Origin of the sequence: Photorhabdus asymbiotica (assembly GCF_003634575.1) — a bacterium.
GTDB lineage: Bacteria > Pseudomonadota > Gammaproteobacteria > Enterobacterales > Enterobacteriaceae > Photorhabdus > Photorhabdus asymbiotica.
On record NZ_RBLJ01000002.1, the window covers coordinates 413,922 to 439,179 of the forward strand.

Annotated in this window: 25 protein-coding genes; 9 read left to right on the forward strand and 16 right to left on the reverse strand. The window is 42.4% G+C overall.

The features are described 5' to 3' along the window. Positions 1-15 precede the first annotated feature (15 nt). Positions 16-1,203: an L-2-hydroxyglutarate oxidase gene (lhgO, locus tag BDD30_RS08750; protein ID WP_015835792.1), complete on the reverse strand. Its 1,188-nt coding sequence runs from the start codon at positions 1,201-1,203 to the stop codon at positions 16-18. Between the two features lie 488 nt (positions 1,204-1,691). On the opposite strand from lhgO, the gene BDD30_RS08755 reads away from it, so the two are divergent. The 5 genes from BDD30_RS08755 (at position 1,692) to fis (ending at position 5,873) form a co-directional block, all read left to right on the forward strand. Continuing rightward, positions 1,692-1,934: a YhdT family protein gene (locus BDD30_RS08755; protein ID WP_015835793.1), complete on the forward strand. Its 243-nt coding sequence runs from the start codon at positions 1,692-1,694 to the stop codon at positions 1,932-1,934. Next, positions 1,924-3,369, forward strand: a complete 1,446-nt coding sequence (gene panF, locus BDD30_RS08760; protein ID WP_015835794.1) for a sodium/pantothenate symporter — start codon at positions 1,924-1,926, stop codon at positions 3,367-3,369. Before BDD30_RS08755 ends, panF begins: the two co-directional genes overlap by 11 nt. Positions 3,370-3,410: 41 nt before the next feature. Beyond that, positions 3,411-4,301, forward strand: a complete 891-nt coding sequence (gene prmA / locus BDD30_RS08765) for a 50S ribosomal protein L11 methyltransferase (RefSeq protein ID WP_015835795.1) — start codon at positions 3,411-3,413, stop codon at positions 4,299-4,301. A gap of 284 nt (positions 4,302-4,585) precedes the next feature. Continuing rightward, complete coding sequence (gene dusB, locus BDD30_RS08770; protein WP_041382987.1) at positions 4,586-5,551, forward strand: tRNA dihydrouridine synthase DusB; 966 nt, start codon at positions 4,586-4,588, stop codon at positions 5,549-5,551. A 25-nt stretch (positions 5,552-5,576) separates the two neighbouring features. Then, positions 5,577-5,873 carry a DNA-binding transcriptional regulator Fis gene (fis, locus tag BDD30_RS08775; RefSeq protein ID WP_010847912.1) on the forward strand — a complete coding sequence of 99 codons (297 nt, stop codon included), beginning with the start codon at positions 5,577-5,579 and terminating at the stop codon, positions 5,871-5,873. Positions 5,874-6,044: 171 nt separating this feature from the next. On the opposite strand, the gene BDD30_RS08780 is transcribed toward fis, so the two are convergent. Further along, positions 6,045-7,208 carry a Bcr/CflA family efflux MFS transporter gene (locus BDD30_RS08780; protein ID WP_015835797.1) on the reverse strand — a complete coding sequence of 388 codons (1,164 nt, stop codon included), beginning with the start codon at positions 7,206-7,208 and terminating at the stop codon, positions 6,045-6,047. Positions 7,209-7,310: 102 nt separating this feature from the next. Between BDD30_RS08780 and BDD30_RS08785 the strand changes: the two genes are divergently transcribed. Continuing rightward, complete coding sequence (locus BDD30_RS08785; RefSeq protein WP_015835798.1) at positions 7,311-8,090, forward strand: AraC family transcriptional regulator; 780 nt, start codon at positions 7,311-7,313, stop codon at positions 8,088-8,090. A 320-nt stretch (positions 8,091-8,410) separates the two neighbouring features. Here BDD30_RS08785 and BDD30_RS08795 read toward each other — a convergent pair whose 3' ends face one another. The 7 genes from BDD30_RS08795 to BDD30_RS08825 all read right to left on the reverse strand — a co-directional run bounded on the left by BDD30_RS08795 (position 8,411) and on the right by BDD30_RS08825 (position 16,181). Continuing rightward, positions 8,411-9,670, reverse strand: coding sequence for an insecticidal delta-endotoxin Cry8Ea1 family protein (locus BDD30_RS08795; protein WP_015835799.1), 1,260 nt, complete (start codon positions 9,668-9,670; stop codon positions 8,411-8,413). A 154-nt stretch (positions 9,671-9,824) separates the two neighbouring features. Then, entirely contained in the window at positions 9,825-10,226 is a 402-nt protein-coding gene (locus BDD30_RS08800) for a hypothetical protein (protein WP_015835800.1), read from the reverse strand. Positions 10,227-11,322: 1,096 nt separating this feature from the next. Then, on the reverse strand, positions 11,323-12,024 hold the full coding sequence (gene livF / locus BDD30_RS08805; protein ID WP_015835801.1) for a high-affinity branched-chain amino acid ABC transporter ATP-binding protein LivF: 702 nt from the start codon (positions 12,022-12,024) through the stop codon (positions 11,323-11,325). 2 nt (positions 12,025-12,026) lie between these two features. Beyond that, positions 12,027-12,800 carry a high-affinity branched-chain amino acid ABC transporter ATP-binding protein LivG gene (gene livG, locus BDD30_RS08810; RefSeq protein ID WP_015835802.1) on the reverse strand — a complete coding sequence of 258 codons (774 nt, stop codon included), beginning with the start codon at positions 12,798-12,800 and terminating at the stop codon, positions 12,027-12,029. Beyond that, positions 12,797-14,083, reverse strand: coding sequence for a high-affinity branched-chain amino acid ABC transporter permease LivM (locus tag BDD30_RS08815; protein ID WP_015835803.1), 1,287 nt, complete (start codon positions 14,081-14,083; stop codon positions 12,797-12,799). The genes livG and BDD30_RS08815 overlap by 4 nt, the downstream gene beginning before the upstream one ends. Further along, positions 14,080-15,006: a high-affinity branched-chain amino acid ABC transporter permease LivH gene (livH, locus tag BDD30_RS08820; RefSeq protein ID WP_015835804.1), complete on the reverse strand. Its 927-nt coding sequence runs from the start codon at positions 15,004-15,006 to the stop codon at positions 14,080-14,082. The genes BDD30_RS08815 and livH overlap by 4 nt, the downstream gene beginning before the upstream one ends. A 62-nt stretch (positions 15,007-15,068) precedes the next feature. After that, entirely contained in the window at positions 15,069-16,181 is a 1,113-nt protein-coding gene (locus tag BDD30_RS08825) for a branched-chain amino acid ABC transporter substrate-binding protein (protein WP_015835805.1), read from the reverse strand. A gap of 514 nt (positions 16,182-16,695) precedes the next feature. On the opposite strand from BDD30_RS08825, the gene panM reads away from it, so the two are divergent. After that, the gene (gene panM / locus BDD30_RS08830) at positions 16,696-17,094 is read left to right on the forward strand and encodes an aspartate 1-decarboxylase autocleavage activator PanM (RefSeq protein ID WP_015835806.1); all 399 of its coding nucleotides are present in this window, start codon (positions 16,696-16,698) and stop codon (positions 17,092-17,094) included. On the opposite strand, the gene BDD30_RS08835 is transcribed toward panM, so the two are convergent. From BDD30_RS08835 to ftsY, 6 genes are all read right to left on the reverse strand, one after another. Further along, positions 17,082-18,221 carry a glycerate kinase gene (locus tag BDD30_RS08835; protein ID WP_015835807.1) on the reverse strand — a complete coding sequence of 380 codons (1,140 nt, stop codon included), beginning with the start codon at positions 18,219-18,221 and terminating at the stop codon, positions 17,082-17,084. The genes panM and BDD30_RS08835 overlap by 13 nt on opposite strands. Positions 18,222-18,321: 100 nt before the next feature. Then, positions 18,322-19,179: an RNA polymerase sigma factor RpoH gene (gene rpoH / locus BDD30_RS08840; protein WP_015835808.1), complete on the reverse strand. Its 858-nt coding sequence runs from the start codon at positions 19,177-19,179 to the stop codon at positions 18,322-18,324. A gap of 130 nt (positions 19,180-19,309) precedes the next feature. Next, on the reverse strand, positions 19,310-19,459 hold the full coding sequence (locus BDD30_RS23535) for a hypothetical protein (protein WP_170152954.1): 150 nt from the start codon (positions 19,457-19,459) through the stop codon (positions 19,310-19,312). 259 nt (positions 19,460-19,718) lie between these two features. Further along, a complete protein-coding gene (gene ftsX / locus BDD30_RS08845) occupies positions 19,719-20,693 on the reverse strand; it encodes a permease-like cell division protein FtsX (protein WP_015835809.1) in 975 nt (324 codons plus the stop codon). Then, on the reverse strand, positions 20,686-21,351 hold the full coding sequence (gene ftsE, locus BDD30_RS08850) for a cell division ATP-binding protein FtsE (protein WP_015835810.1): 666 nt from the start codon (positions 21,349-21,351) through the stop codon (positions 20,686-20,688). The genes ftsX and ftsE overlap by 8 nt, the downstream gene beginning before the upstream one ends. A gap of 6 nt (positions 21,352-21,357) precedes the next feature. Next, complete coding sequence (gene ftsY / locus BDD30_RS08855; protein WP_015835811.1) at positions 21,358-22,842, reverse strand: signal recognition particle-docking protein FtsY; 1,485 nt, start codon at positions 22,840-22,842, stop codon at positions 21,358-21,360. Positions 22,843-23,071: 229 nt separating this feature from the next. Here ftsY and rsmD point away from each other — a divergent pair, with 229 nt between their 5' ends. Further along, entirely contained in the window at positions 23,072-23,656 is a 585-nt protein-coding gene (gene rsmD, locus BDD30_RS08860; protein ID WP_015835812.1) for a 16S rRNA (guanine(966)-N(2))-methyltransferase, read from the forward strand. A 21-nt stretch (positions 23,657-23,677) separates the two neighbouring features. Further along, positions 23,678-23,941, forward strand: a complete 264-nt coding sequence (locus BDD30_RS08865) for a DUF1145 family protein (RefSeq protein WP_015835813.1) — start codon at positions 23,678-23,680, stop codon at positions 23,939-23,941. 119 nt (positions 23,942-24,060) lie between these two features. On the opposite strand, the gene BDD30_RS08870 is transcribed toward BDD30_RS08865, so the two are convergent. Next, positions 24,061-25,251, reverse strand: a complete 1,191-nt coding sequence (locus tag BDD30_RS08870; protein ID WP_015835814.1) for an MFS transporter — start codon at positions 25,249-25,251, stop codon at positions 24,061-24,063. Between the last annotated feature and the right edge of the window lie 7 nt (positions 25,252-25,258).

A 25,258-nucleotide genomic window follows, 5' to 3' on the forward strand; every position in this document is an offset into this window, starting at 1 on the left:
ATCATTATCGCACATTCACACAGGCAAATACTGGCAAACAATTTCACGGCCTATTTCAATTGAAGCCGTTGCTGCTGGTGAAGGCGCATTGCAAACGTGTAGTGAGCGCTCACCAGTAACGATATGAAAATCATCAACCAACTTGCCATCGGCAGTCAGTGCCTGAGCACGCACACCAGCGGGGCCCGGCACAATATCTTCGACATTAAGTTCAGGTATCAAACAACGAGCATTAGCAACAAACCGTTTTTTACATAATGAACGGTACATCTCCGCCATTCCTTCACCAAAATAAGCTCGGGCGATTTTCCAAAAACCACGGTAACTCAATATTTCACTCAGATCTCTCAGATTAATATCGGTTTTTTTATAGCCTTCACGCTTAAATGCCAATACCGCATTCGGGCCAATATCACGTTTTCCGTTATACATGCGGGTAAAATGCACACCGAGGAAAGGGAAATCTGGATTCGGCACTGGATAGATCAAATGGTTAACTAGATAGTTTTTTTCATTATTCAGCACGTAGTATTCACCGCGAAAAGGAATAATCTTCATGCCAATATCATAACCTGCCAAACTAGCGATACGATCGCTATGCAACCCGGCGCAATTAATCAACCATTTTGCCTGATAACTATTCTGTGGCGTGATAACATCTACTCTGTCACTGCGTTCTTCAATAGCTGTAACCATTTGACCATAAATCAAAGTTGCACCACGCTGCTGGATGATCTCTGCCATTTTATTTGCAACTTCTTTATAGTTCACAATCCCAGCGTCGGGAACAAGTAACGCCTCTAACCCATTAACATGTGGCTCACGCTCATTAAGTTGCCAACGGTTTAGGCGGCTAACTTCCAAACCATTTTGCAATCCTCGCTGATAGAGATTCTCTAGCAATGGTAATTCTTTCGACTGTGTGGCAACAATAACCTTACCACAGCGATCATGATACAAACCATGCTCGCGACAAAAGGAGAATATGGTTTTATTACCACGCATCGCCAGACGAGCCTTCAGGCTACCGGGTTTATAATAAATACCTGAATGCACCACATTGCTATTATGACCGCTCTGATGCCTGGCTGGCGTATTCTCTTTATCTAACATCAATATTTTGATGTTCGGCTGATCTTCCTGCAATGCGTTAGCAACGCCAAGCCCGACGATACCAATACCAACAATAATATAATCATACATACTCTATACCCTTCATCCTTCATCCTTCAAGTTGCTGCTTTGTTGGCTGCTTTCTCTCACCCCAGTCACATAGTTCTCTATGCTCCCGGGGATTCGCTCCCTTGCCGTCGCGATGCATCTTGAAATCCATTGGGTATATTCCTTATTATTGATTCAGCTATTTAACTTTTTTCATGAGTAAAGTTTGATATTCCTGATATTGGTCGGACAAACTTCCGTAGAATAGTAGATTCCTCCAATAGGAATAGTCACGATCGATAAAAATATTTTACCAATATTTTAAATTTTCCCCACTATAGCAAACATGGTGACAAATATTAGACAAATATTACTACCAACAATAATTTAATTTCATATTGTGTTTCACAGTATTAATTTTTCAGCGAAACTCAGATTATTTACTTCGTCATCATATTTTTCCTGAATAAATCCATCTCTTGCCGTACAATCCTTCCCTTTCCCATCTTATTTAATTACCGGAAGAACGAATGGACAGACGATTTGTTCAATCCCATAAAGAAGCACGCTGGGCAATGTTCCTGACACTTGCCTACCTTATTAGCTGGCTGTTGACAGCCTATTTGCCCAGTGATGCTCCTGGTGTCACTGGCTTACCGCGCTGGTTCGAAATGGCCTGTTTGTTACTGCCAGTCACATTTATCCTCCTCTGCTGGTTGATGGTTAAATTTATTTTCAAAGAAGTCCCATTGGAGGATGAAAATGCAAAGTGAAGTCATCTTACCTCTGCTAGGTTATCTTGCTCTGGTATTTCTTTTATCAATTTATGCTTATCGACGCCGCCAACAAGGCGCCTTCTTGACTGAATATTTCCTTGGTAATCGCTCAATGGGTGGTTTTGTACTGGCAATGACCATTACCGCGACTTATATCAGTGCCAGCTCATTTATTGGTGGGCCAGGAGCAGCTTATAAATATGGCCTTGGGTGGGTATTACTGTCTCTGATTCAGTTACCAGCAATATGGCTTTCCCTTGGCGTGCTGGGTAAAAAATTTGCCATTCTCGCCCGCCGCTATAACGCCGTCACTCTCAATGACATGCTGTATGCCCGCTATGGCAGTCGTTTTCTGGTTTGGTTTGCCAGTCTAAGCCTTTTAGTGGCTTTTATCGGAGCGATGACCGTCCAATTTATTGGCGGCGCACGCCTGCTAGAAACTGCCGCAGGTATCCCTTATGGCGCTGGATTGATGATTTTTGGTATCTCTATTGCTCTCTATACCGCATTTGGTGGTTTTAGAGCAGGAGTCCTCAATGATGCCCTACAAGGACTGGTCATGCTGCTGGGCACAGTTCTGCTGCTGGTAGCAGTTGTCTATAAAGCAGGTGGCCTACCGGAAGCTGTTGCCACATTACGAACAATTAATCCCGAATTAGTTTCCCCACAAGGGGCGGGCCATATCCTCAATGGGCCTTTCATGGCCTCTTTTTGGATACTCGTCTGTTTTGGCGTTATCGGGCTACCTCATACTGCCATCCGTTGCATCTCCTACCGCGACAGCAAAGCCGTCCATCATGGGATTATCATCGGCACCATTGTCATGACCATCCTCATGTTTGGTATGCACCTGGCAGGCGCTCTTGGTCGGGCAATTGTTCCGGATCTAACCATTCCTGATCAAGTCATCCCGACACTGATGATCACCGTGTTACCCCCCTTCGCCGCCGGAATTTTTCTGGCCGCGCCGATGGCGGCAATTATGTCAACGATTAATGCGCAACTGCTGCAATCTTCTGCCACGATCGTCAAAGATCTCTATCTCAACCTGTTTCCACAACAAATCACTCAAGAAAAGAAATTAACCCGGATTTCCAATTGCTCTACCTTGGTTCTTGGCTTGTTGCTACTTTTAGCTGCCTGGCGTCCACCAGAAATGATCATTTGGCTGAATCTACTGGCTTTCGGTGGTTTACAAGCCGTATTCCTCTGGCCATTGGTGCTGGGATTATACTGGGAAAAAGCCAATGCATATGGCGCAGTCAGTTCTATGATAATAGGGGCAGTAAGCTATGCTCTGCTCGCCAGTTTCAATATTCAATTATTAAACTTTCATCCGATCGTGCCATCACTGCTATTTAGCCTGCTGGCTTTCGGGATTGGTAATATTATCGGCCCCCGGTTGCCGCAACGGATAGCCAAACCTCATTAAGCCGGTTGTTTTTAACCTATTTTTAGTAAAAGAGAATTTTTATGCCTTGGATACAACTTCGATTAAATACTACAGGACAGTTAGCTGAATCTCTGGGGGATCATCTGATGGAAAGCGGAGCCGTATCGGTCACTTTTCAAGACAGCCACGATAACCCTGTATTCGAGCCTCTGCCAGGTGAAACTCGTTTGTGGGGAGATACAGACGTCATCGGGCTTTATGATGCTGAAACCGATATGAAAGCCGTTATCTGCCAACTTGAACAAGTTTCTCAGTTGGGTAACGGATTTGTTCATAAGATTGAGCAGCTAGAAGATAAAGACTGGGAACGTGAATGGATGGACAACTTCCATCCAATGCGTTTTGGGAATCGTCTATGGGTTTGCCCAAGCTGGCGTGAAGTCCCTGACCCAGATGCTGTCAATGTCATGCTAGACCCGGGATTGGCTTTTGGTACAGGCACACACCCAACCACATCACTATGCCTGCAATGGCTGGATAGCCTCGATCTAACAGGAAAAACCATCATTGATTTTGGTTGTGGCTCCGGCATACTGGCAATTGCGGCGCTAAAACTCGGTGCTGCGCACGCTATTGGCATAGATATCGATCCACAAGCCATTCAGGCCAGCCGTGATAATGCAGAGCGTAACGGCGTTGTAGAGCGTTTAACGCTATATTTGGCGAAAGATCAACCAAACGATCTTGAATCTGATGTAGTAATTGCTAATATTTTGGCAGGCCCCTTGCGTGAACTCGCCCCTGTAATTGGTGCATTACCAAAACCAGGAGGTCTGTTAGGTTTATCTGGCATTCTGGCAAGTCAGGCAGAAAGTGTTATTCAAGCCTATACTGATAAATTTGTGATAGATCCTGTCGCAGAACAGGAAGAGTGGTGTCGAATATCTGGGGTAAAAATAGTAACAAATTAAAACTATTTTATTTTGTTATGATAAATAAGGGTAACTTTTGATCACTTACTGGTGGTAATCCGTGCTATCAGTAAACTTACTGACAGAAAAATCCAAAGCGATAAACTTTACCATTAATACATAACACCATGTTATTTATGAATAATTATATTTATCTCAGAATAAAAGCTGGAAAAAAGTTGTAACAAATGTCGATTTGCTCAAAGTTTGGCCTTTCATATTTTGCGAAAAATGCGTAATATACGCGCCCTTGCAGTCACAGTATGGCCACTCTTTTTTCGTCTATGCGTATCGGACAATACCAGCTGAAAAACTGTCTTATCGCAGCCCCAATGGCTGGCATAACTGACCGTCCATTTCGGTCACTGTGCTATGCAATGGGTGCGGGAATGACAGTATCGGAAATGCTTTCTTCCAATCCACAAGTTTGGAAGACAGACAAATCTCGGCTGCGTATGGTTCACAGTGACGAACCGGGAATTCGTTCCGTGCAAATTGCCGGTAATGATCCAGATGAGATGGCAGCGGCAGCGAGAGTTAATGTCGCTAATGGTGCTCAAATCATTGATATCAACATGGGGTGCCCAGCCAAGAAAGTGAATCGTAAGCTGGCAGGTTCGGCTTTACTGCGTTACCCGGAACTGGTCGAAAAGATCCTTTCCGCTGTTGTAAACGCAGTAGATGTTCCTGTTACGTTGAAAATTCGCACTGGATGGTCGCCAGAAGAACGAAACTGTGTAAAAATTGCCCAATTGGCCGAGCATTGTGGTATTCAGGCTCTGACGATTCACGGCAGGACTCGTGCCTGTTTGTTTAACGGAGAAGCAGAGTATGACAATATTCGGACAGTTAAGCAGACTGTTGCCATCCCGGTTATTGCCAATGGTGACATTACTGACCCGCTTAAGGCCAGAGCAGTGCTTGAATACACTGGGGCTGATGCCCTAATGATAGGCCGCGCTGCTCAGGGAAGACCCTGGATCTTCCGGGAAATCCAGCACTATCTGGAAACAGGGGAACTGCTACCACCGATGCCAATTGGCGAAGTGCAGCATTTAATGAACGAGCATATACAGGAATTGCACGACTTTTATGGTCTAGGCAAGGGAGCCCGTATCGCACGTAAGCATGTATCTTGGTATCTCCGGGAACATGCCCCTGATGACCAGTTCCGGCGCACATTCAACACCATAGAGGATGCCAGCGAACAGCTGGAGGTGTTGAAGGCATATTTCGAAAATTTTGCGTAATATAAAGAAAAGAGCTGACAGAACTATGTTCGAACAACGCGTAAATTCTGACGTACTAACCGTTGCTACTGTAAATTCACAAGATCAGGTAACTCAAAAGCCTTTGCGTGACTCAGTTAAACAAGCACTGAAGAACTATTTTGCTCAACTGAATGGTCAAGATGTTAATGACCTGTATGAGTTGGTACTGGCTGAAGTGGAACAGCCATTGTTGGACATGGTGATGCAATACACCCGTGGCAACCAAACACGTGCTGCTCTGATGATGGGCATCAACCGTGGTACACTGCGTAAGAAATTGAAAAAATATGGTATGAACTGATAGAAATCAGTTAACTTACTGAAAAAAGACACTTTTACTTTGTTGAAGTGTCTTTTTTTGCTGCTTGTTATACACAGTAAAAGGAGCCGCAGGATACAAAACCAAAACCTTTATATATTCCCACCTATTACCATTCACTGACCACTGATTCGAAATTTTCCTGACATCAGGCTATTTCGTCACTGACCGGTTATTTCCGGATTTCATGAACATAAAATAATGACTTATCGCTAACAATAGAATAAAACAGCCACAACCTACCAAGACAACACCGAGACGTTGGCTCCAACCCGTCAGCATCAAACCGCCACCCAACAGCAAATAATAAAGTAAACCTAATAAGGCTCCTGCTGTTCCCAATCTATCCGTATAATTAGTTAATGCCGAAGCCAGGATATTAGGAATTGCAATTCCGTAGGCCACAACAATCAAAATCATAGGTAGGATAAACAACCAGGTGGCTTCCATAGCCATTACCAATCCTCCGCCAACAAGAACGGTGACAGAAGAAAGCAACACTAAATTTGATGAATTCCATTCTTTTTTCAGCAAGAACTTATTCAACCAAGCACCAATGCCTACTCCTAATGCCAAAAATAATCCCGTGTAACCAAACATCTCAGAAGAAAATCCCAACCGATCAAAATTAAATGGAGCTAATTGATAATAACTAAACAAGCATAGGTTAAAGAAAGCTATCAACAACGCATTGCACCAAATTGCTACGTCCTTAAGCATGATAATTAAAGTACTTGTTAACGGTATTGTTACCACTGACATTAAACGGGTTTCAGGCAGACAAATAGCAGACCAACCTAATAGTAATACCGCGAGTAAAGACAAACCCAAAAAGACGCCTTTATATCCCCAGAAGTACACCAGAATAGCGCCACTCATCATGCCAACTGCTGGACTGACTGCCAAGGCTATTCCCAAGATAGAAAACACCCGAGCTAGTTCCCTTCCCTGGTAAGAATCTCTCAACATTGTTTGAGTTGCTACCGAGCCTACGGCAGCACCAAATGCAGATAACATTCTGGCGGCCAGTAATAACTCAAACTGGCTACTGAATAGCGCTATTAACGAAGCACCGCTATAGAGTAACAACCCACCCAACAGCGTTGGCCGTCTGCCTATGAGATCGCACATGCGCCCCCAAACGACCACGCCGATAGCAAAAGCGAAAAAATATAAAGATAGTGTTTGAGCGGCCTGCTCGGCGTTCACTTTAAATTCCCTTGCGATATTGGTTAATGCCGGGCTGTAGATGGTTTCTACAATTTGTGGAAACATCATCAGCGCTGTTACCAGCGCAAGTCCAGGTTTACGTTGCATTGTATTTTTCTTAATCAATTAGACAATAAACGTAAATTAGCATGCTTTCAATTGTCGCATTATAATAATAAAGACAATTTATTTATCAAATAGGACGTAAATATGGTATGGCTTTCCCGTGATGATAGTTTTGATCCTGATAGCCTTGGAGTGCCGGTAGTGGGGATTGCTGCTGAACTAGGTCAGCATGATTCAGGATTTCATCAGCATGAAATGGGGCAATTATTATTTACCCAGCAAGGGTGCATTAATATCACCCTGGCAGATCATTTATGCATACTTCCACCAACTCGAGTTGCCTGGATTCCACCGCGTATTATTCACAGAGCAGAGATAAAAGAATCCGTCGGGTATCGCTCAATTTATCTAAATGTAAATCAGATCGGATGTTTAGCAGAAAATGTTGAAGTATTGGAAGTTACACCTCTGTTACGTGAAGTATTGGAGCGGATAGCACAATCACCTTTCAATACCGATTGGCTACATAGACCTGCGGCTAACCTATTGGCCGTTTGTCTTGACGAAATTCGATTGGCAAAAAGAGAACCCACATTATTACCCCTTCCTTTCGATCGTCGTTTATCCTGCATTCCTATGACCACACTGCCACCACCACTCAAAATACTGGCAATGAATATCGGGGCCTGTGAGAAAACCATCAGTCGGATATTTCACCGGGAAACAGGGCTAAGTTATCAGCAATGGCGACAACAGTGGCGTTTGATCAAATCTATAGAATTACTGGCAAAACAGGGTAATTTGTCATCTGTCGCTAATGAACTAGAATTTTCTAGCGATAGCGCTTTCATAACCTTTTTCAAGAAAATGACCGGTCGCTCACCAAGGGAATATATGTCTGTTTATAAGGAACGTAATTATTGAGATAAAATCCTCATCTGTAGCTCACCGACCAATACCAATTAATCACTGCCCCTACAATAGGATTACCCAATAAATTTCGAGTTGCAGCGCGGCGGCAAGTAAACGAATCCCCAGGAGCATAGATAACTCTGTGACTGGGGTGAGTGAAAGCAGCCAACAAAGCAGCAACTTGAAGGATGAAGGGTATATACAAAAATTGCCGACATCAAAAGAACTATTCACCATATGAACATAGACGCCGGCAAATGTATCAAATAAAGAAGATGATCAAGAAAAGCTAATAGCATTCTGCGTACATAATATATACTTGTTAAAAGCGATTATTTTTCATCATCATTTATCAGCTGATAAGATACAGCAATATTTGCTGCCTGACCGACTAATGGGCTGTAATCACTGGACAAATAGATCCCTGAAATGTAGTGACTTTCACCAACATAAAATTTCCTATATCTGGATGTTCCAGGTTCTCCAAATGATAGCGAACGACCATCACTCAAAGTAAAGACGGCTTTATCAACAGCACCATTGCCCCATACTTCCAAACTGGTAATTCGACTACTATCCAGAGAAATAGATGCCGTCTCACCAGATATTGTACCTAATTGATGGCGACTACCATCATCAAATACTACTGTCAGCCCTCCTACTCTTGGTGCCCCTCCAATACGTACAATATGCCCCATTAACGAATTTATCTTTCTTCTCTTTCCTCCATTAAGAGCCGGTTTGAGAGGTGGAGTCATATCTTTCTCTGGCGTCAATGCCTGAATTCTGGCTTTTGCTGTTTGACGGTCAAAGAAAGTAGAATAACTTAAAACATCAACATAGATTCTATTATTTACAGACTCAGTTTCACTTAATCTATCCCAAATACTGATATATTCAATTCCATGTAAACGACAGTGACCATGAACAGACATAACATTATTTACAACAGTGTCAGCCGTCGAATTATTAAGAGCATCATTAAGCTCTCTATCATATATATTGTTGATATAACTATTAGCCTGTTCTACTGTCTTTTTGACTAATCCTCGGACTTTTTCAATATCAATATCACTAAGCCCAATTTCTTCTTTTCTCTCTAAACCCGCAACCCAATATGTTATCTGCATCATAACCGTAGTAGAAAACATGGGTAATATCTGATAATTAACATCATCCGAAAAATTATTAAATTTTTTGTGATAACCATCTATATTTTCTGCCAGGTTATTAAAAGCATTCCTAGCTTCTGCAGATCCTGGATGTTTCTCAAGAAGATCAGCAACAGTTGCCATTCGCTCTTGTATATAGGCAATATCACCAGCAAGGATACCTTTAATCGTCTTTAATGCAGATTCCTCTATCATCCTTTCAATTTGTTTGACAATCCCTTCCCATATATTTTCTTTCGACTGGGGCCAGAATAAACCGACTAAAAAAGATATAGCAGGACCAACCGAAGGTATAAAAGATATTCCCCCTATGATTGCATTTTTTACAATATCAGTAACATCCCACTCTAATGCACTCGTTTTTACAGCATATTCATTAGCTACAATGGTTCTTATGTCTAAAACATTTTCTGTCTGCATAATTAAACTCCTCAATTAATATATACCCAATAGATTTCTAGTTGCAGCGCGACGGCAAGTGAACAAATCCCCAGGAGCATAGATAACTATGTGACTGGGGTGAGTGAAAGCAGCCAACAAAGCAGCAACTTGAAGGATGAAGGGTATAAGCTGTTTAAACCAAATTTGCCGTAATATAAGCAACTTTATCCGAGTTATTATAGATAACAAATTTACTATAATAAAAAGAGTTGTTAGGCACGTTTAATACCTTATCTTCTCCTAATCCTACATCTATAGAACCAGACTCAAACCATTCAGAGGTAAAACTATGAGACCAGTAAAATTTAGCCGTAACATGACTTGCCAGTCCTGTATTTACAACTCTCAGAGATCTTCTGGATTCTGGAATTATTGGTGTATCTATTCTAAATACTTCCACACTAGAACCAGGGGATATAGTCAGCTCACTCAAAGGAAAAACTGTATTTAATTCTTTACGTACCGGAACCGTAGAATTAGAATAAACTTCTGATTTCTGTTCATCTGAATCAATAAAAATGGTTATTCTAGACATATTTATTTTCCTCATTAAAATTTAAATAAAACCTACTCAACTTACATATAAATATTCTCAAAAAGCAGCATTACCACTTAATTAAAGATACTCTTTAATCTAATCAGCATGGAACCACTATTATCTTTGATAACTTAATTCCCAGATTATTATGTTGACTTCATAGACCACAATAAATCACCAGAACATTAAAATATCCATATTATAAATCAATCATTAATGATGATATATCTAAAACAAATCGCAATAATATAAAACTATAGCAGAGATATAGTTGATGTCAACGCTACGCCTCAATGAAATCACTATTATTTAGGAATTATTGAAATTATACAACAAATAAACAATATATAAAAAAGCATTAAAATGAAAATTATTGTGATTATGTTATTTACCTGAACTTATAATGTTAACATTTGTTACTTTCGTTCGATGAAATTCTATTTTTCACTTTGAAAATCTAACTTTATTTATAATAAATACAATAATTAACTCACAATATTTAAATGATAAAAAATAAAAAACCCAGTATCATGACAATATATTTCCGTTATATATACATTAATGAGATTATTATTACAAATTAACTATACTTTCTATAGAAATAATATTTTTGAAAAAATTAAATTCCTGATGATAGAAAATTAACTTAATAGCAAAATAATTTTAACCATAGATTTTAGCTACTCAAACATACTGAGTACAACTAATTTGCCTTTCATTACTCCACCAATAAACGATACCCTTCATCCCTCAATTTTCTGCTTTCATTGGCTGCTTTCACTTGCCACCGCGCTGCAATTTGAAATCTATTGGGTATATATCGCTGAAAATATGACGAAAAAACGTAGAGGGGCATCACATTTGCACTTCTATTTTAGATATTACCTGTCGGGAAGCTTAAAACATTCCGCCAGCTCAACGCCTTTTCTATTTAGAGGAAGATTTCAAGGCATTTGAAGCCATACTGGTTACCCCGGCCCCAGATAATGCCAAACTTAAAGCATTATTTATAGCGCCCTCACCTTGGGAAAAAACATCTTTCCAACGCTACAAGAATAATCAACCATTTGATATTCCCTTCATGCGAATGTCGCTATCCACCCAAATACGCATTTCTCACAGCTTCATTAGTCAGTAATGCAGAACCCCCGTCTTCCAGTACGATCTTACCATTTTCCAGTACATATCCCCGGTCAGCCAGTTTTAACGCCTGATTTGCATTCTGCTCAACCAGAAAAATTGTCATTCCCTCTTCCCGCAACTGCTGAATAGTATCGAAAATCTGTATGATAATTATCGGTGCCAGCCCCAATGAAGGCTCATCCAGTAACAATAACTGGGGTTGACTCATCAAAGCACGACCAATTGCCAGCATTTGCTGTTCACCGCCAGACATCGTTCCAGCCCGTTGATGACGTCTCTCCTGTAAGCGAGGAAATAAACCATAAACCCGTTCAATACGCTGCTGATATTGCGTTTTGTCAGCAAAAAATCCCCCCATGACCAAATTCTCTTCCACCGTCATACGAGCAAATATTCTGCGCCCTTCTGGAACAATGGCAATGTCTTCTCGCATAATACGCGCTGTCGGCCATTGGGTAACATCCTTGCCACGAAAAATAATCGAGCCTTCAGTCGCTCTAGGTGCACCACATAATGTACTGAGCAAAGTTGTTTTCCCTGCACCGTTTGCACCTATCAGCGAGACAATTTCTCCCTGCTGAATATTCAAGCTAACCTGATGCAGCGCTTGAATTTTTCCATAGTGAGCAGATACCTGCTTAAATTCCAACATGATTAATACACCTCACCCAGATATGCCCGGATAACATCCGGATTATTACGAATCTCTTCTGGCCGTCCTTGTGCCAAAGGTATTCCCTGATTAACAACATAAATGCGATCTGAAATCCCCATTACCAGCTTCATATCGTGCTCAATCAGTAAAACAGAAACCTGATGATATTTTCTTAGTCCATCAATCAAAGCATTAAGTTCCGCTGTCTCTTTCGGGTTCAGTCCTGCCGCTGGCTCATCCAGCATCAGAATTTCTGGACTCATCACCATACAGCGTGCAATTTCCAAACGCCGTTGCTGACCATATGCCAGATTACCTGCCTGTCGATTTGCCAGTGATAACAAACCAATCCGTTGCAACCAAATTACGGCTCGATCTACAGCCTCAGATTCTGCACGGCAGAACGCTGGCGTTTTAAAAAGCCCAGCCAGGAGACCACTTTTCAAATGCTGATGCTGCGCTACCAACAGGTTTTCAATCACAGTCATTTCACGGAACAACCGTACATGCTGGAATGTTCTAACTACTCCCATACGGGCAATCTCCTGCCCAGATAACCCTTCCAGATGTTTTTCCCGCAATTTTATGGTACCGCTAGTCGGACGGTAAAACCCAGTCAAGCAATTAAAGATCGTGGTTTTTCCAGCACCATTAGGTCCAATGAGAGAGACTATTTCCCCCTGATTAAGTATCAGAGCAACATTGTTGACAGCCAGCAAACCACCAAAGCGCATGGTCAGATCAGAAACCCGCAATAATGATGTTGCACTCATCCCCGCTCTCCTTCCTGCACGTGGTTTTCCTGCTGTTTCAACCTAACATCACGGCGTTTCATTGGTAGCAACCCTTGCGGGCGCCAAACCATCATCAATACCATCATTGCTCCTAGCAACAACATGCTGTAGGCATTTAGATCACGCATCATCTCACGAGAAACCACCAGCAAAATTGCCGCCAGTATCACCGCAGTTTGTGACCCCATTCCTCCGAGTACCACAATAGCCAGCACGAAAGCAGATTCAGCAAAAGTAAAAGATTCTGGGCTAACGAAACCTTGCCGAGCGGCAAATAGCGTGCCAGCGAAACCGGCAAATGTGGCACTGATGGTAAATGCAGCTAGTTTGATACGAGTTGGGCTAATCCCCAGAGAACGGCAAGCAATTTCATCTTCACGCAGTGCTTCCCATGCGCGCCCCAATGGCATACGCAACAATCGATTGATAATAAATATCATGACTATCACTAACAGCAACACGACCAGATAAAGGAAGATGACTCGGTCACTTGGATCGTATTTCCAACCAAAGAAATTATGGAAAGTATCCCAGCCGCCCTCTTTCACGCTGCGGTTAAATTCCAGCCCGAAGAAAGTGGGTTTAGGAATCTGGCTGATGCCATTTGGGCCACCGGTTATTTCCGTATTATTCAACAGTAAAATACGAACAATCTCACCAAAACCGAGTGTGACAATGGCCAAATAGTCACCTCTCAATCGCAATACGGGAAAACCTAATAACAGCCCAGATAAAGCAGCGGTTAACCCTGCCAACGGCAAACTTTGCCAAAATCCCAATCCGTAATAGTGACTGAGTAAAGCATAGGTATAAGCACCGATAGCATAAAAACCTGCATAACCAAGCACCAGTAACCCTGACAAACCAACCACGACATTCAAACCCAATCCCAGCATGACATAAATTAATGTCAGCGTAGCAATATCGACGCTACCACGCGAAACCACAAACGGCCAAACAATGGCAGCAATAATGATCAATACCGCCAGTTGTTTTTGTCCTTTAGTTGAACCATCGAAATCAGGTAGCACCCGGTTTTTAAGTGGTATTTTTTTCATCGTCTGCTGAACAACAGGACGCAATAACTGGAACAGAAAAACAATCGCACAGCCAATACCAATCCATATCCAGCGCACTTCATCAGCACGGTGAACCACTAACTGCGTACCATCCAGTGATAATTGCATTCCCATCATAAAAACAGACAGCACAAATAAAGCGACTGCGGCGATAATGGCATTAATCCAATTAGCATGTTTCATACTTTTTCTACCTCCGGACGGCCTAAGATCCCGGTAGGCATAAACAACAACACAATAATAAGCAGAGCAAAAGAAACAACATCTTTATATTCTGTGCTCAGATAAGCAGAAGTCAGAGCTTCAGAAACTCCCAAGATCAAGCCGCCAATCATCGCCCCCGGAATACTGCCAATCCCGCCCAACACCGCGGCGGTAAAAGCTTTCATTCCAGCCATAAAACCGATATACGGATTTATCACACCGTAAAACTGCCCCAGCAAAACACCAGCTACCGCGGCCATTGCTGCGCCAATAACAAAGGTTAAGGAAATGACTTTATCAGTATTGATTCCTAACAAACTGGTCATTTTCAAATCCTCCGCGCAGGCACGACAAGCACGCCCCATACGGGAATAGCGGATAAATATCGTCAAGACCAACATGGCAAGAAATGTCACTATCCAGATAGTCAGTTGCATTGCCGTAATACTGGCAGAAAAGCCATCACTTTCACCCAATACCCACTGCCCGGTAATCAAACTCGGCAGTGCGAGATCGCGGGAACCTTGTGACAAACTGACATAGTTTTGCAGAAAAATAGACATTCCTATTGCGGAAATCAGTGCAATCAGGCGTTTGGAGTGACGAACAGGTCTGTAAGCCACCCGTTCAATACTCCAGCCATAAGTACTGGCAATGACAATTGATGTCAAAAAAGCAGCAGTAATCAGTAACCAACCTAGATCAATGCCCATCAGCATCAGGGCCGCAATCACAATAAAGGAGACGTAGCTGCCAATCATGTAAACTTCGCCATGCGCAAAGTTAATCATCCCAATTATGCCGTAAACCATCGTATAACCAATGGCAATCAATGCATAAGTGCTACCCAGAGTCACTCCATTTAACATCTGTTGTAAGAAATAGAGAAATTGCTCTGACATACTTTTATACCTCTGAAATAACAGCCCCTGACAAACAGGGGCTGACGGCCATTCAAATGACTTTATTTCGCAGAGGTAGAAGAACCATCTGCATGCCATTCAAAAATACCGAACTCGAATCCTTTCAAGTCACCAGCCTCATTCCAGCTCAATGTTCCCATTACGGTATCTACTGGATTAACTTTTAGATCTTTCACTAAATCAGCAGGCTCCATACTACCGGTACGGCTCATTGCTGCTGTCAGAGATTGAATGGCAGCATAAGTTGTCCAGACGAACGGCCCGGTGGGATCTTCTTTCTTGCCTTTGATTGCATCAACAACAGCCTTGTTCACTGGAACCTGATCGTAACGCTTAGGCAGTGTTACTAACATTCCTTCAGAAGCATCACCGGCGATATTGGACAGTGAAGAATTACCTACCCCTTCTGGTCCCATAAAGCGAATATTCAGACCAGCCTGCTTAGCCTGGCGCAAAATTTGCCCCATTTCAGGGTAGTAACCACCGAAGTAGACAAAATCCACGTTCTCTTTTTTCAGACGGGCGACCAATGCGGAGAAATCTTTATCACCCACAGTAACGCCTTCAAACAGGACAATATTGACTCCTGCTTTTTTCAATTTGTCGAGAACAGAACGCGCTAACCCTTCGCCATACTGCTGTTTATCGTGAACAATAGCCAAACGCTGAGGTTTGATCTTTTCAGCGATATATTTCGCCGCTGTTGGTCCCTGATCAGAATCCAACCCTGTAGTACGCAGAATCATTTGGTAGCCACGAGTCGTCAGATCAGCATTAGTCGCTGCTGGCGTAATCATAATGACGCCTTCATCTTCATAGATATCAGATGCTGGCTGAGTCGATGAAGAACACAGATGACCGATAACATAACGAATGTTGTCATTAATCACCTTGTTAGCAACTGCTACCGCTTGTTTCGGGTCACAAGCATCATCATATTCAACACCCACCAGCTTATTACCGTTAATACCGCCTTTAGCATTGATATCTGCAATCGCCTGACGTGCACCCGTAAATTCCATATCACCATACTGAGCAACTGGGCCAGACATCGCTCCTACAATCGCAATCTTGATCTCTTTTGCCCATAGTGAATAGCTCATTACCATGGCAATACAACCAGCTAATAATGCTTTACCTGTTATGATATTCATTTATTTATCCCCGTATTGTTATTGGTCTTATTTATTGTGTTTGCCTTTAAAATCTTTCATTATCGGGCTGGAAATTATGACATTCTGTGATGAATGATTAGATAAAGTGATTTTTATTAATAAGACTTTATTTTTCATGTTATTAAAATAGCATTTCATGCTCAAAATCAAATTAGCAAGGTAGCTAAAAGCATTACTCACAGAATAAAATACCACCAAATATGGTTGGAATTTAGCCAAAACACAGTGTGATATTCTGGTTAAATATTAGTAAAGCAATCTTTAACTCGAAAGATCGAGGTCATTAAAAACATTTTTCCAGTAACGTATATACCCTATGGATTTCAAGATGCATCGCGACGGCCAGGGAGCGAATCCCCGGGAGCATAGATAACTCTGTGACTGGGGTGAGTGAAAGCAGCCAACAAAGAGGCAACTTGAAAGATGACGGGTATAAAAGCAGTTGCACAACACACTGACTATCTATTCATCGACAATTGACGTGGAAAAAACCATGAAGCTAACTATCGAACAACTTACTGTTTTATCTGCACAAGATAGGGTTGATCTGGAGAAAATATGGCCTCAGCAAACGCCTGAACAATGGCAGATCTGTCTAAGAAATGGGAATGAACTGTTTGCTGCCCGTTTTAATGGCAGATTACTAGCTGCAGTAAAAATTACGCTCAGTCATCAATTCGGTCTGCTTGAAGATTTATGTGTCCGTGAAATAACACGTCGCCGGGGAGTCGGTTTATATCTGATAAATGAAATAAGAGCCCGCCATCCTACTGTTAAGCAGTGGAGGTTCAGTCTTGGAGGTTTCCCAGACGCCAACGAGCCGGCATTACAAGGTTTTATGAGCGCCTGTGGTTTCCATTATGACGCAACGTCAAATTATTATTCCAACTGACCCATCTTCCAAACAGCCGCCACATTGCGGGCAGTCACTCGTAAATTTTCATGCCCGCAAGCAAGCGCATCAGAAAGCGAACAAACACCGGGCATAATGGAAAAAACAGCATCCAATCCATGATCATGCACAATGCAGTAGTCCTTACTCATACCACCAACCAATGCAATGGTTGCGATGGCATATTTTTTGGCGATACGGGCAACACCAATTGGCGTCTTACCATAAATAGTCTGGCTGTCTATCCGGCCTTCGCCAGTAATAACCAGACTAGCACCTTGTAGAACTTCTTCCAGCTTCAAAGTGGAGATAACAATATCAATTCCCGGTTGCAATTTAGCGTTCAGACAACCAAGTAAAGCAACCCCCATCCCCCCAGCGGCTCCCACACCAGGTACATCAATGAGCCTGGTTTCCGTTAAGAATTCAATTTTTTCACCATAATGACGCAAGGCAACATCCAATTCTTTCACCATCTCTGGTGTTGCGCCTTTCTGGGGTCCAAAAATAGCCGATGCACCAAACTCACCACACAGCGGGTTAGTCACATCACAGGCGACTATAATTTCAGTTTGACTCAAACGAGAATCCAAACCAGAAAGATCAATTTCAGCAAGCTGACTTAATGCAGCCCCGCCAGTTTTTAATTCGTTACCATTAATATCAAGTAGATGAGCCCCCAGTGCCTGCATCATACCGGCACCACCATCATTAGTCGCACTGCCCCCAATACCCAGAATTATCTTTCTGACACCTTGATCTAAAGCAGCCAGTATCAGCTCACCTGTGCCATAAGTGGTAGTAATTCGCGGATTACGCTTTTCCATTGGAACCAGATGTAAGCCAGAAGCTGCGGCCATTTCAATAACAGCCGTTTTTTCATCACCCAATATGCCGAAGAAACTATCCACTGACTGATTTAACGGACCAGTAACAGACAGATGGATAATCTGCCCATTCATGGCTGCAACCATCGATTCAACCGTACCTTCACCACCATCAGCCATTGGTAATTTGATATATTCGGCTTGTGGATAGATTTCACGAAATCCCTGTTCTATCGCTTCAGCGGCCTGCAAAGCACTGAGACTTTCTTTAAATGAATCAGGTGCAATAACAATTTTCATACAATTATCCTAAGAAGGAAGTCACTGAAAAACAGGAACAAAAAAGGCGATAAATCATTATCGCCCTTTCATTTATTCATGATGAATACATCAAATTTGTTTACGCTTCAATCGCTACCCGTAGTTTTTTCATGGCATTTTTTTCAAGTTGACGTACACGCTCAGCAGAAACACCGTACTTATCAGCCAATTCTTGCAAGGTAGATTTATTATCGTCATCCAACCAGCGACAACGGATAATATCCTGGCTGCGCTCATCTAAACCTTCTATCGCCACTGATAATTTATCGGCAGCATGGTTTTCCCAATTATCCTCTTCGATACCGCCTGCAAAATCAGACGCTTTATCCTGAAGATACAAAACTGGAGCAACCGATTGACCTTCCTGATTATCATCATCGGCAGACATATCAAACGCCATATCCTGCGCTGACATACGAGATTCCATCTCACGTACATCTTTACTGGTTACACCAAGCTCTTTGGCAACCATTTCCACTTCGTCCTGATTGAACCAACCCAGACGCTGTTTAGTTTTGCGCAGATTGAAAAACAGCTTACGCTGCGCTTTAGTTGTTGCAACTTTGACAATACGCCAGTTACGCAGCACATACTCATGGATTTCAGCTTTAATCCAGTGAACAGCAAAAGAAACCAGACGCACCCCCACTTCTGGGTTAAAACGACGTACTGCTTTCATCAGGCCAATGTTCCCTTCCTGAATTAAATCTGCCTGAGGCAAGCCATAACCAGCATAGCTGCGAGCGACATGAACAACGAAGCGCAGGTGAGACAGAATCAGCTTCTTAGCTGCATCCAGATCTCCCTGGTAATGCAGCCTTTCAGCCAGTTCCTTCTCTTCCTCTGCTGTCAGCATCGGATAGGCATTAGAGGCGCGGATATAGCCCTCCAGACTTCCTTGAGGAACTAACGCTAAGGTTTGCATTTCTTTGGCCATTCAAATCCTCTCAAATAAGACTTAAATCGTTGGTATAGATTACATCAGTGTATATGAACCAATGCTCAACACACAGCGGTACAGTCTATCACCAGAATGAGCATATTCAAGTTACAGCTGCATGAGGTAGTCATAATTTCAGTACAGACAACATCCACTGTGAAGTTATAGAACAAAAAATAACAGATTGTTTTATATTTATGCAACTAACTTTATTTGTACTATACCCGTCATCTTTCAAGTTGCCTCTTTGTTGGCTGCACTCACTCACCCCGGTCACAGAGTTATCTATGCTCCCGGGGATTCGCTCCCTGGCCGTCGCGATGCATCTTGAAATCCATTGGGTATACTCAGACTTAATTTGATAAGCATTAATTTAATTTTACAAAATGAATACGCAGAGTTCACTGGAAATTTATAGACAAGAAACCGAATTTGAATTACAGATAATGTGCAGAAAAATTAACACGCAAAAAACAGAAGAATTATTATTTTATTGTCAGGCCGACCTCGATCAGCCTTAACAAAAGCTACAGAATTTATTCTGGCGTAAAATGACGCAAATGCTGAGTTGTCGCTAACCAGGCAGCCACCCAACCAATCATGGCAGAGATAAGAACTAGCAATAAGGATTCATCCCATGAAAGCCCATATAAATTAAATGTCGTACCAAATACGCTGGCAACCTGTGTTACAACATCAGAGAGTTTCCACACCAGTAAGGCAGAGAGTATTAATGATAAAAGTGCCCCAACTCCCCCCAATAAAGCACCACCATTAAGGAATGGACGCAAAATAAAACCATCCGTTGCACCAATCAACTTCATCACATTAATCGTATCACGGTGACTGAAAATACTAAGACGCACGCTATTGCCGATAACCAAAAACAACGCCACTACCATCAGAATACCGATCACTGTCGCAATCTGACCGACCAAGCCCGTCAACGCCGCTAAACGAGCAAACCAGCTATCATCCATCCGGACTTCTTCAATGCCTTTGACCTGAGAAACTCTGTCACGCAACGTAGTCAAAGTCTGTGAATTCTGGAAATCAATTTTCGGGGTAATGATAGCAACTGCGGGTAATGGATTCTCTTCCAACATATCCAGAGCACTGCCAAAACCAGACCAGGTACGGAACTCTGTCATGGCCTCCTGACGTGAAAGATAATTAACATTATCCACTCCATCGAGTGCTTTCAGTTCACTTATTAATTTCTGGGCGCTGTTATTATCCAGTGATTTATCGAGATAAACTGTCAGCTGTGGAGTGGGATACCATTTTTCCGCGGCCTGGCTAACGTTCTTCCATACGATGTAACAAACACTGGGTAATGTCAGAGAAATTGCAATCACCATAATCGTCAGCAACGTTGCCAACGGCTGACGCAGCATATCGGTCAGTGCACTCATCCAAGCATAACGCCATTGTTCACGCCATCCCCCCCGCAAGGTTTTACTTTTTGATCTTGTTACTTTTCCTGCGACCTTACGCACATTTTTAACCATGATGTTCCTCCGTCATACGGCCCTGGCTCAGCGTCAGAATACGATATTTTCGCTTCTCAATCAGTGCCATATCATGAGTCGCCATCAGCACGGTTACCCCTACCCGATTAAATTCTTCAAACAGCCGTAAAATGCCTTCTGACAACTCACCATCAAGGTTACCCGTTGGTTCATCCGCCAACAAAACCGTCGGCTTATTCACAACTGCACGGGCAATGCCAACGCGTTGCTGCTCACCACCCGAGAGTTGAATCGGGAAATTCTTCGCTTTGTCCAGTAAACCCACTTTATCTAATGCAGCAGAAGTTCGGCGACGGATATCTTCAGAACTCGCACCAGAAATGATAAGTGGCATTGCCACATTATCGTATACCGTGCGATCCAGCAGCAGGTGGTGATCCTGAAAGATCATACCAATCTGACGGCGGAGGAAAGGGACTTCACGGCTTTTTAACCGGCTGATATCATGACCTGCAAACCAGATATGTCCGGCGCTGGGCCGCTCAATGCCACAGATAAGTTTCAGCAAGGTACTTTTACCTGCTCCTGAGTGACCAATCAAAAATGCCATTTCCGCAGGGCGCAAATGAAAATTCACCCCTTGCAGGGCTTGCCGTCCCCCCAGATAAGCTTTACTGACCTGTTCAAAGCGAATCATCGGTAATTAATCCTCTCGGGCAAAAAGTGCCTCTATAAAATCGTCTGCCTTAAATGGCCGTAAATCTTCAATTCCTTCTCCGACACCAATATAGCGGATAGGAATTTCAAACTGATCAGCAATGGCGAAAATCACTCCACCTTTGGCAGTACCATCCAGTTTTGTCAATGAAATACCTGTCAATCCAACAGCTTCATGGAACAGTTTAGCCTGACTTATTGCATTCTGACCGGTACTGGCATCCAGTGTCAGCATGATTTCATGTGGAGCGTCTTCGTCCAGTTTTTTCATCACCCGAACAATTTTCTTCAACTCTTCCATCAAGTGAGATTTATTTTGCAAACGACCTGCTGTATCTGCAATCAATATGTCTATGCCTTTGGCTTTAGCTGACTGCATGGCATCAAAAATCACAGAAGCCGGATCAGCACCGGTATGTTGCGCCACCACAGGAATATGATTACGTTCCCCCCAAACCTGTAACTGCTCAACGGCGGCTGCGCGGAAAGTATCCCCAGCAGCCAACATGACAGATTTACCTTGTGCCTGAAACTGACGGGCCAATTTACCAATCGTTGTGGTTTTACCAACACCATTAACACCAACCATCAGAATGACATACGGTGTTTTTCCTTCAATATCCAACGGCTTATCAACTTTAACCAGAATACCAGACATCTCTTCTTTCAGTTTGGCATACAACGCTTCTGCATCCTTCAGCTCTTTGCGACTAGCATGGGCCGTCAGACTGCCAATGATTTTGCGGGTAGTATCGACACCAACATCGGCAATCAATAACTGCTCTTCCAATTCATCGAATAGATCATCATCGATCTTTTTACCACGAAACAGGCTGAGGAAACCGGACCCTAGATTTTGACGAGTTTTAACCAAACTGCGTTTCAAACGCGTGAAAAATCCTTCTTTAGTCGGGCGTTCCTGTTCCTTAGATACAACCGGCTTTGGCTGTTCGGTTAGTGCCTGTTCCGCCTGTTCTGCGGCTAACCTTGCAGCTTCTTCCGCCAAACGCTGTTGTTCTGCCTGCTCGGCTGCCAATCTCGCTGCTTCTTCAGCAAGGCGCTGTTGCTCTGCCTGCTCGGCGGCTAATCTCGCCGCTTCTTCAGCAAGGCGCTGTTGCTCTGCCTGTTCTGCCGCCAATCTCGCCGCTTCTTCAGCAAGGCGCTGTTGCTCTGCCTGTTCTGCCGCCAATCTCGCCGCTTCTTCAGCAAGGCGTTGTTGCTCCGCCTGCTCAGCTGCCAATCTCGCCGCTTCTTCAGCAAGGCGCTGTTGCTCTGCCTGTTCTGCTGCCAATCTCGCTGCTTCTTCAGCAAGGCGCTGTTGCTCTGCCTGCTCGGCAGCTAACCTTGCTGCTTCTTCGGCCAAACGCTGTTGTTCCGCTTGCTCAGCTGCCAATTGCTCTTCTTTTTGCTGTTCTTCCTGACGACCACGCCCGAACCAGGAGAAAAAGCCTCTTTTTTTCTCTTTTGCCATCAGCCACTACACTCCTCAAGGTTAAATCATGGCGTTATAACAGTGAATAATAACGAAATTAGATGCAGTCTAACATTTTCGTAGTAACGCAACACATATCAATCACGCATTCCATGGTAAATTAACGCCAGCAAGATTTAACAAGTTTTTTCTTATCCGACACTTTCATGGCACCTTTAAAAGTACGTTATCGGTTTATTTGATGACAAATTATTAAGTTACGTAAATTATGGCAAAAAAATCACAACAACAATCTATGGGACAAATCCGCATTATTGGTGGAAAATGGCGAAGCCGAAAATTACCGGTACTAAATAGCCCTGGATTACGACCAACCACAGATCGCGTTAGAGAAACTCTGTTTAACTGGCTGGCTCCGGTTATTCAGGAAGCGCGCTGCCTGGATTGTTATGCAGGAAGCGGAGCTCTTGGATTAGAAGCACTTTCTCGTTATGCAGCACAGGCAACATTTATTGAATATGAACGTAATGTAGCAAAACAGCTTTCAGCTAATTTGGCTCTTCTCAATGCCAAAAATGCCGAAATTACTAATGACAGCGCGTTAAACTATTTATCTCAACCGGGGACACCCTATAATGTGATTTTCCTCGATCCCCCTTTTCGTCAAGGAATGCTTGCCGAAACCATAAAATTATTGGAACAGTACGGTTGGTTAGCAGATAAAAGTTGGATCTATGTTGAGGCTGAATCCGAATCCGCAGCGGCAGACGTTCCTGCTAACTGGCAACTTCATCGTGAAAAAGTTGCCGGACAAGTCGCATACCGGCTTTATATTCGTTACTTACCTGCATAATTATCTTTTTGGAGCACACTGATGTTTATTCAACTGGGAAAACTATTAATGGTCTGCGTTTGGGGATTTTTGATATTTAACCTAATCCACCCATTTCCAAAACCATTGAAGTATTTTATGGATATTGCCATGATTTTCACGGTAGTAATGCATGCATTTCAAATGCTACTCCTAAAATCCAGTCAGCCAAAAGACCAAAAACTTTCTGGCCTGATGCAAACGAAGATTTTCTTTTTTGGTGTCTTTGAGCTATTGGCAATGCAAAAAAAGCAGCTTAAAAAATAAATCATTAGCGGGAAATGCTCACTTGTAGTAATAGGCAGACTGGCGAAAACGAATTCAGCATAAATGCCACCGTTCGTTCATAGCCGCCCGCTTATCTTACTCTGCGTTGAAAGAGATTCTTAGTGTGTTTGCCTGAGCGATAATTTCAGGCTAAACACATAAAAAGAAATAACTATTGAAGACAAGATAATGAGTGAATATGACATCATTTGCCATCCAAAAGTTTCCGTAAAATATGCAACCATCGGCAAGAGTATCAAAACGATCAAGCGTGCAAATGTCGATAATAAGGAGTCAAAGGTTGACCTCAAACTAGCATCCAAATAGTCGTGATAAACAGCTCTCAGTCCCATTGTTAGATATTGATTACTCCCAAACATAAAAATCAAAGCTACAGGTATTAAATATGGATAATGCTCCCCGCCTAACAAGCATATTCCGGTGGAAACAAACATCAAAAGGAAGCCAAACCAAATCAGTTTTTTGTTGTCACTAATTTTACTGATGATCCACCCTGCAACAGATTGAGCCATAAGAATAAAAACAAATAGTACTCCATATGACAAGGAATCTTTGACTCCTCCAGAGAACCCATAAAAAGCATAAGGCTGCCAATACTGAAGTAATATTTGAAAGTACACTATATTTGAAACAATAGAAAAAAACACGAATAAAAAATCTTTACTTCCTTTAATCAAAAGCGAATATATTTCTCTTACATCGTTTATTAACCCTGATTTTTTCCCATTTACCGATTTAACCCTTGATTCCGGAAGAAAAAAGTAAAAAAACATTAATATAAAACTTCCCGTTCCGGCAACAATCCATATCCATCGTGAATCTACATCACCTATTGCAGCGCCAATCATAGCGGCAATAGCCATAGACATATAATGATATTTACCATTAATTCCCAATATCCGATGAATATCTTTACCACCTTCTGATTTATATACATCAATCAAATATGAATGATATGTTCCACCTATTATTGTCAAAGAGATCGCGTTAAAAAATTCAGCCAGATAAAAACCATATAAATTGGATGAAATCCCTGTTAAAACAAGCCAAGCTCCACCAAATAAAACCGAAAGAGCTATCGCATATTTTCTGCTAATCTTATCAGCAAGATAAGACGTTGGTATATCCAATATAAAAAAAACGCTGGCCTGCATGGTTTTCATTAAACCAAGATCGACAAGAGATACGCCTTTGCTTAAAAGATAAATCGATGAAGTCGCACCAATAAGCATTCTCAAAGAATTAAAAATAACAGAATACGTTATTACTATTTTGGTTGAAGGCCACATATATTAC

Bases quoted from the DNA above. Each gene is read 5' to 3' on its own strand.
- lhgO (WP_015835792.1), bottom strand. From the start codon at position 1,203: ATGTATGATTATATTATTGTTGGTATTGGTATCGTCGGGCTTGGCGTT.
- BDD30_RS08755 (WP_015835793.1), top strand. From the start codon at position 1,692: ATGGACAGACGATTTGTTCAATCCCATAAAGAAGCACGCTGGGCAATG.
- panF (WP_015835794.1), top strand. From the start codon at position 1,924: ATGCAAAGTGAAGTCATCTTACCTCTGCTAGGTTATCTTGCTCTGGTA.
- prmA (WP_015835795.1), top strand. From the start codon at position 3,411: ATGCCTTGGATACAACTTCGATTAAATACTACAGGACAGTTAGCTGAA.
- dusB (WP_041382987.1), top strand. From the start codon at position 4,586: ATGCGTATCGGACAATACCAGCTGAAAAACTGTCTTATCGCAGCCCCA.
- fis (WP_010847912.1), top strand. From the start codon at position 5,577: ATGTTCGAACAACGCGTAAATTCTGACGTACTAACCGTTGCTACTGTA.
- BDD30_RS08780 (WP_015835797.1), bottom strand. From the start codon at position 7,208: ATGCAACGTAAACCTGGACTTGCGCTGGTAACAGCGCTGATGATGTTT.
- BDD30_RS08785 (WP_015835798.1), top strand. From the start codon at position 7,311: ATGGTATGGCTTTCCCGTGATGATAGTTTTGATCCTGATAGCCTTGGA.
- BDD30_RS08795 (WP_015835799.1), bottom strand. From the start codon at position 9,670: ATGCAGACAGAAAATGTTTTAGACATAAGAACCATTGTAGCTAATGAA.
- BDD30_RS08800 (WP_015835800.1), bottom strand. From the start codon at position 10,226: ATGTCTAGAATAACCATTTTTATTGATTCAGATGAACAGAAATCAGAA.
- livF (WP_015835801.1), bottom strand. From the start codon at position 12,024: ATGTTGGAATTTAAGCAGGTATCTGCTCACTATGGAAAAATTCAAGCG.
- livG (WP_015835802.1), bottom strand. From the start codon at position 12,800: ATGAGTGCAACATCATTATTGCGGGTTTCTGATCTGACCATGCGCTTT.
- BDD30_RS08815 (WP_015835803.1), bottom strand. From the start codon at position 14,083: ATGAAACATGCTAATTGGATTAATGCCATTATCGCCGCAGTCGCTTTA.
- livH (WP_015835804.1), bottom strand. From the start codon at position 15,006: ATGTCAGAGCAATTTCTCTATTTCTTACAACAGATGTTAAATGGAGTG.
- BDD30_RS08825 (WP_015835805.1), bottom strand. From the start codon at position 16,181: ATGAATATCATAACAGGTAAAGCATTATTAGCTGGTTGTATTGCCATG.
- panM (WP_015835806.1), top strand. From the start codon at position 16,696: ATGAAGCTAACTATCGAACAACTTACTGTTTTATCTGCACAAGATAGG.
- BDD30_RS08835 (WP_015835807.1), bottom strand. From the start codon at position 18,221: ATGAAAATTGTTATTGCACCTGATTCATTTAAAGAAAGTCTCAGTGCT.
- rpoH (WP_015835808.1), bottom strand. From the start codon at position 19,179: ATGGCCAAAGAAATGCAAACCTTAGCGTTAGTTCCTCAAGGAAGTCTG.
- ftsX (WP_015835809.1), bottom strand. From the start codon at position 20,693: ATGGTTAAAAATGTGCGTAAGGTCGCAGGAAAAGTAACAAGATCAAAA.
- ftsE (WP_015835810.1), bottom strand. From the start codon at position 21,351: ATGATTCGCTTTGAACAGGTCAGTAAAGCTTATCTGGGGGGACGGCAA.
- ftsY (WP_015835811.1), bottom strand. From the start codon at position 22,842: ATGGCAAAAGAGAAAAAAAGAGGCTTTTTCTCCTGGTTCGGGCGTGGT.
- rsmD (WP_015835812.1), top strand. From the start codon at position 23,072: ATGGCAAAAAAATCACAACAACAATCTATGGGACAAATCCGCATTATT.
- BDD30_RS08865 (WP_015835813.1), top strand. From the start codon at position 23,678: ATGTTTATTCAACTGGGAAAACTATTAATGGTCTGCGTTTGGGGATTT.
- BDD30_RS08870 (WP_015835814.1), bottom strand. From the start codon at position 25,251: ATGTGGCCTTCAACCAAAATAGTAATAACGTATTCTGTTATTTTTAAT.